Raw genomic sequence first — 4796 nt, forward strand, 5'->3', positions numbered from 1 at the left:
TGCCCAGGCACAGGCCGTTGACGAACAGGGCCAGGGGGCCGACGACGGCCGGCCCCACGCTGAGGCCCAGCAGCGACAGCTCGGCCCCGCCGATCAGCACCAGGATCGCCAGCCAACGCCGCTCGGGCCGCATCTCGGAGATCACCTTGATGCCGATGATCTTCGACACCGCGTAGCCGGCGACCTGGGCGATCACCAGGGCCACCTTGAAGTCGATGGCCAGGGGCCAGCCGGCCATGTGCTCGAAGTGGGCGGCCGTGAACGGCTTGCGATAGGCGAACATCGAGAAATAGGCCGCGAAGGCCGCCAGCCCGCCGTACAGCGCGAAGGCCCAAGGCGGCGCCTTGGCCAGGGCGCGGGCGATCGGGCCTTGAGTCGGAGTTGCGTTCGCCATGCCCCATGGGCGGGCCTAACAGGCAGGTCCGTCAAGGCCCTCCGCCGCACAGGCGGGGACATGCCCTTGCGGCGTGTCCCCACTTCGAACACGGGATGCAGGTGCGGACAGGYCGCGAGGGCAGGCCGCCCTGGCTGTTCAGCCGCTCGCCCAGGGTCTCCAGCGTGCCGTGATAGATCCGGGCGTCCGGCGCGCCGGCCTGCTCGACCGCCACGGCGGGCGTGCTCGGCGCCCGGCCGGCGGCGATCATGCGCTCGCACAGGGCCCCGGCCATTTCGCCGCCCATATAGACCGCGAAGGTCGCCTCGGGATCGGCCGCCGCGCTCCAGTCGGCGCTGAGCTTGCCGGCCTCCAGCCGCGCCGTGGTGAACACCACGCGCCGTGCCTCGCCGCGATGGGTCAGGGGGAAGCCGAACTGGGCGGCGGCGGCGCAGGCGGCGGTGACGCCGGGCACCACCTCGACCGAAACCCCGTGCTCGCGCAGGAAGGCCGACTCCTCGCCCACCCGGCCGAACACCGAGGGGTCGCCGCCCTTCAGCCGCACAACGCGCAAGCCTTTGCGCGCCAGGCGCAGCATCAGGCGGTTGATCTCGTCCTGGTGCATGCTGGGCTTGCCCGCCCGCTTGCCGGTCTGGATGCGTACGCAGCCGGGCGGGACCAGGGCGATCGCCTCCTCGCTGATCAGGGCGTCGTAGAGCAGCGCCTGGGCGCTTTCGACGGCGCGCACGGCCCGCACGGTCATCAGGTCGACCGGGCCGGGACCGGCGCCGACGAGCAGAACTTGAGCGGCTTCAGACATGGGCGGGCTCCTWGGCGGGAACGGCGGCGGTGGCGGCGATCATCCGGGCGATCTCGGGACGGCAGGACCCGCAGTTGGTCCCGGCCCCGGTGGCGGCGCCGACCGCGTCGGGACTGGACGCCCCGGCGGCGATGGCGGCCTGCACGACCTTGGCGCCCACCTTCAGGCAGGCGCAGACCAGCGGCCCCTTGTCGACCGGCGCGCCGGGCGGGCGACCGAACAGCAGGGCCGAGCGGGCTTCGGACGTCAGCAGCGGTTCGGCGAACAGTTCGGCCAGCCAATCGCGGGGCGGCAGGCGGCCGTTGATGGTGATGTAGAGGATCGCGACCAGCCGGCCGTCGCGCAGCCAGGCGTCGCGGCGCGCGCCGGTGGCGGCGTCTTCATAGGTCACGAGTTCGCCGGCCAGATCCTTTGAAAGACCCTTGGACAGGGCCTTGCGCAAGGCGGCGCGTTCGACCTCGTCGCCCCGGCCGGCGAACTCGTGTTGCTGGCAGGCGTCTTGGGGGATGCGCCGCCAGACGAGGGACAGCCCGGTGGGGGGCGCCAGGCTGTCCCGCGTGAGAAAGAAGCCCTTCCAGGTCTCGCGATAGGCGCGGATCCGGGCGGGGGTGTGCTTGAACTCCGGTTGGCCGGACGTGGGGTCCAGATTGGCCGCGATCAGCGGGTTGGAACGCCCCGACGGCGCGAAGGCGTCGGTCCAGTGCATGGGCATGAACACCCCGCCGGGCCGCTGGCGGTCGGTGATCTTGGCCAGCGCAACCGCCTCGCCGCGCGCGGTGATCACCCGGGTCAGGGCGCCGTCCTTGAGGCCCTGGGCCTCGGCGTCGGCAGGGTGGATCTCGACGAACGGCTCGGGGGCGTGGCGGCACAGGTCGGGGGCCAGGCCCGTGCGGGTCATGGTGTGCCACTGGTCGCGGATGCGGCCGGTGTTCAGCGACATCGGATAGGCCGCGTCGACCGCGTCGACGGGCCCCTTGGGCCGGGTCGGGATCATCCGGGCGCGGCCGTCCGGAGTCTGGAAGCGGCCGTTCTCGAACAGGCGGGGCGTGCCCTGGCCGTCGGCCGCCACCGGCCATTGGACCGGCAGGAGATCGGCGTAAGCCTCTGGCGTCAAAGCCGAAAGTCCCGACAAGTTCAGAAGGCGATCGGTGTTCTCATAGGCCGTCAGGCGGGCCCATTCGCGGAACACGCTGGCCTGCGAGGCCCAGCCGAAACCGTCGAAGCCCATGGCCTTGGCGACGTCCGCGATGATCCGCCAGTCGGCGCGGGTCTGGCCGGGCGCGGGGAACAGGGCCCGCTGGCGCGAGATCCGGCGCTCGGAATTGGTCACCGTGCCGTCCTTCTCGCCCCAGGCCAGGGCCGGCAGCTTGACGTCGGCGAAGGTCGTGGTGTCGGTCTCGACGCAGTCGGACACCACCACGAACGGGCAGCGCTCCAGCGCCTCGCGCACGCGATCGGCGTCGGGCATCGAGACGGCGGGATTGGTGGCCATCACCCAGACCGCCTTGATCTTGCCGGCGTGGATGGCCTCGAACATGTCGACAGCCTTGAGGCCCGGGGCGCGGGCGGTGTCGGGCGCGCCCCAGAAGCGGGCGACGCGGTCGCGGTCGGCCGGGGCGAAGTCCATGTGGCCGGCCAGGGTGTTGGCCATGCCGCCGGTCTCGCGCCCGCCCATGGCGTTGGGCTGGCCGGTGATCGAGAACGGGCAGGCGCCCGGCTTGCCGATCCGCCCGGTCGCCAGGTGGGCGTTGAGGATCGACAGCCCCTTGGCGGTGCCCTGGGCCGACTGGTTGGCGCCCATCGAGAACAGGCTGACCGTGCGCTCGTGGGCGGCGAACAGGTCGTAGAAGGTCAGCAGGTCTTCCACCGGCACGCCGCAGTCGGCGGCCACGGCGGCGGGCGACTGGTCGAGGTCCGTCAGGGCCGCCTCCACGGCGTCGAAACCGTTCACGTGGGCGGCGATGTAGTTGCGGTCGATGGCGTCGATGCGGATCAGGTGGGCCAACAGCCCGTTCCACAGCCGCACGTCGCTCTGCGGGGCGATGGCCAGGTGCAGGTCGGCGCCCTCGGCGGTGTCGGTGCGGCGCGGGTCGATGACCACGTGCTTCTGGCCGCGCGCCTTGGCAGCCTCCATGCGGCGGAAGAGGACGGGATGGGTCCAGGCGGCGTTGTGGCCGCTGAACACCACCAGGTCGGCCAGGTCCAGGTCCTCATAGCAGCCGGGCACCAGGTCGGCCCCGAACGCCTGCTTGTGGGCCGCCACGGCCGAGGCCATGCAGAGCCGGCTGTTGGTGTCGATGTTGCCCGAGCCGATGAAGCCCTTCATCAGCTTGTTGGCGACGTAGTAGTCCTCGGTCAGCAGTTGGCCCGAGACGTAGAAGGCCACGCTGTCCGGCCCGTGCCTGGCGATGGTGTCCTTGAAGCGCTTGGCGACCAGGGCGGTGGCGTCGGTCCAGTTCGCGACCTTGCCGCCGATGGTCGGCTCCAGCAGCCGGCCCTGCAGGCTGACCGTGGCCCCCAGGGCCGTGCCCTTTGAGCACAGGCGGCCGAGGTTGGCGGGGTGGGCGGTGTCGCCGACCACGGACAAGGCTCTTCCCTCACCGACAGCGCCGGTCACGCCGCAGCCGACCCCGCAATAGGGGCAGGCGGTCTTGACCGTGATCGCGCCGCCGCCGTCGGCCATCACACCACCGCCGTCGCCAGGCTGAGCAGCAGGCGGCCGTCGCGCACCTCCAGCGGCACCACCGGCGTGCAGCCCTTGCCCTTGTCGGCGCCCATGGGCTCGCCGCTGGCCAGGTCGATCGACCAGTTGTGCAACGGGCAGGCCACGGCGCGGCCGTGGACGATGCCCTGGCTCAGCGGACCGCCCTTGTGCGGACAAGCGTCCATCAGGGCGAACACCTCGCCGTCGCCGGTGCGGAAGATGGCGATGTCGCCGCGCGGGCTGGTGACGCGCCGCGCGCCGCGACGCGGGATGTCGGTCACGGCGCCGACGTCGATCCAGACCGGCTCGATCGCGACGGGGGGCGGAACATGCGCGTTCATGCGGGGACGAACTCCATCCGGCGGCTCATGGGGGTGAATTCCTCGGTATGGCGGCCGGCCACGCGCTCGGCCCAGGGGTCGATGCGGGCGAAGCGCTGCGAGAACACGAAGCGGTCGTAGAGGGCCTTGCGCGTGTCCGGATCGGTGACCTGGGCCTGGATGCTTTCGAGCCCGACGCGCGCCATCCACTTGTAGACCCGCTCCAGGTACCAGCCCTCTTCGCGGTACAGCTGCATGGCCGCAGCGATCACCCAGACGGCCTCGTCCTCGGAGGCGACGTGGGTCAGCACCTTGGTGCCCTGGATGTGCAGGCCAGCGGCGCCGCCGATGTGGATCTCGTAGCCGCTGTCGACGCAGACCACGCCGAAGTCCTTGCAGGTGGCCTCGGCGCAGTTGCGCGGGCAGCCCGAGACCGCCAGCTTGACCTTGGCCGGCGCCCACGAGCCCCACAGGAACTTCTCCAGGCGGATGCCCAGGCCCGTGGAGTCCTGGGTGCCGAACCGGCACCAGTCGCTGCCGACGCAGGTCTTCACCGTGCGCAGACCCTTGGCGTAGGCG

4 protein-coding genes and 1 pseudogene are annotated in these 4796 nt (G+C 71.7%); all 5 read right to left on the reverse strand.

All coding sequences use genetic code 11. The features are described from left to right. A partial coding sequence (locus AC1DZ6_RS19945; protein ID WP_477098878.1) for a DUF5690 family protein occupies positions 1–394 on the reverse strand: 394 nt, incomplete at its 3' end. Between the two features lie 31 nt (positions 395–425). Further along, positions 426–1193, reverse strand: coding sequence for a uroporphyrinogen-III C-methyltransferase (cobA, locus tag AC1DZ6_RS19950; RefSeq protein WP_477098879.1), 768 nt, complete (start codon positions 1191–1193; stop codon positions 426–428). Next, positions 1186–3876 (reverse strand): nitrate reductase, encoded by a 2691-nt coding sequence (locus AC1DZ6_RS19955; RefSeq protein WP_477098880.1) that lies wholly within the window; start codon positions 3874–3876, stop codon positions 1186–1188. The genes cobA and AC1DZ6_RS19955 overlap by 8 nt, the downstream gene beginning before the upstream one ends. Continuing rightward, positions 3876–4238 carry a nitrite reductase small subunit NirD gene (gene nirD / locus AC1DZ6_RS19960; protein WP_477098881.1) on the reverse strand — a complete coding sequence of 121 codons (363 nt, stop codon included), beginning with the start codon at positions 4236–4238 and terminating at the stop codon, positions 3876–3878. Before nirD ends, AC1DZ6_RS19955 begins: the two co-directional genes overlap by 1 nt. Next, positions 4235–4796, reverse strand: a pseudogene (locus AC1DZ6_RS19965) (nitrite reductase large subunit); the annotation flags it as partial. The pseudogene AC1DZ6_RS19965 and the gene nirD, both read right to left, overlap by 4 nt.

The organism is Caulobacter sp. P1_B12_2 (genome assembly GCF_056406675.1).